At 32.2% G+C, this 1,277-nt stretch carries 1 pseudogene; it reads left to right on the top strand.

Features of this window, described 5'->3' with window-relative positions:
* The first annotated feature begins 101 nt into the window (after window positions 1-101).
* Window positions 102-1,125 (top strand): annotated as a pseudogene (locus HMPREF0216_RS01260) (IS6 family transposase).
* Window positions 1,126-1,277 lie beyond the last annotated feature (152 nt).

The following is a 1,277-nucleotide window of genomic DNA, read 5'->3' as shown; positions in this document are numbered from 1 at the left end:
TCGATCTGTTAAGTTATATGAACATTGCTCTTCTCAACCTAAGGAAATACAATAAGTTTGCGAGACTAAATAATACCCCCTTTGAAAAGGAGAGAAGAACAATGAGCAAAACTAATATAAAATGCCCACGCTGTAATTCTGATAAACTATATAAGTTTGGTATGAATAAGCAGGCTAAACAAAAGTATCAATGTAAGCAGTGTAAACGCCAATTCGCCATAGGCGACGGTGACGGACGTCCTAAACTTAATAATCCTAAATGTCCTAGATGCGGTAAGGGAACTTACTTACATCATGCATATAAACATTACAATCGCTATAAGTGCAATAACAAGAAGTGTAATCACATAATAGTAAAACATCACACCACCAATATTGATACAGCTTCTAGTGAATTAGTTAGTGGTTCCCTTTCAATGAAAGGAATGCGTTTTCCGCTACATGTAATACTAACTGCATTTACCACTATACTTTTTAAATAATTCATCAACAAGAGCTATTTCTCAATTCTTGATGATTAACTCTGGTATTAAGGTATCCCATGTTACTATAGCAAGTTGGACTAATAAATTTGCACCTTTCTTTAAACAGAAAGCTGATAAATTTAAAGCTAATTTAAACTTACAATCTGACGATTGGCACGCTGATGAAACGGTAGTATTTATTAACGGTGAAAGATACTATCTATGGTTAGCTATTGATTCTGAAACTAGATTTATTCTAGCATTTCATCTAACTAAGTCTAGAAGTTCTGATTCTGCTTATATACTAATAAATGAGGCCAAAACTTGTGGTGAACCAACTTACTTTATAACCGATAGATTACCTTCGTATAATGAAGCTGTCGCTACAGTATTGCCAAATACTGAACATTTACCTGTAGCTCCAATGTCTAGTGACGTAAATAATAACTTAATAGAATCATTTAACAAGACATTTAAAGCTTGGTATAAAGCTAAAAAAGGATTTAACTCTTTTGATAAAGCTAATAACCTAATTTACTTATTTATCTTTCACTATAATTTTATTAGACCACATGGATCATTAAATAACTGTACTCCAGCAGAAGTTGCTGGATTCGCTAGCGATAGCTTTGCTAAAAACTCTTGGTTCTCAGCAGCTTAATTAAACTTAATACCTTTATTTAACCTGCAAAAAATCAATTTTATTGCAGCCTTATTAGCCATGCAATAAAACTTTTAAACTTATATAATTTTCAAAGAGCGAGCAATTCTATGAAAAATCAAGCTATTTTTTCATATCAGCTTAACTGATTC

The sequence above is a fragment of the Clostridium celatum DSM 1785 genome, from assembly GCF_000320405.1.
Classification (GTDB): Bacteria; Bacillota; Clostridia; order Clostridiales; family Clostridiaceae; genus Clostridium; species Clostridium celatum.
This window is presented reverse-complemented; position numbering and strand designations above follow the sequence as displayed.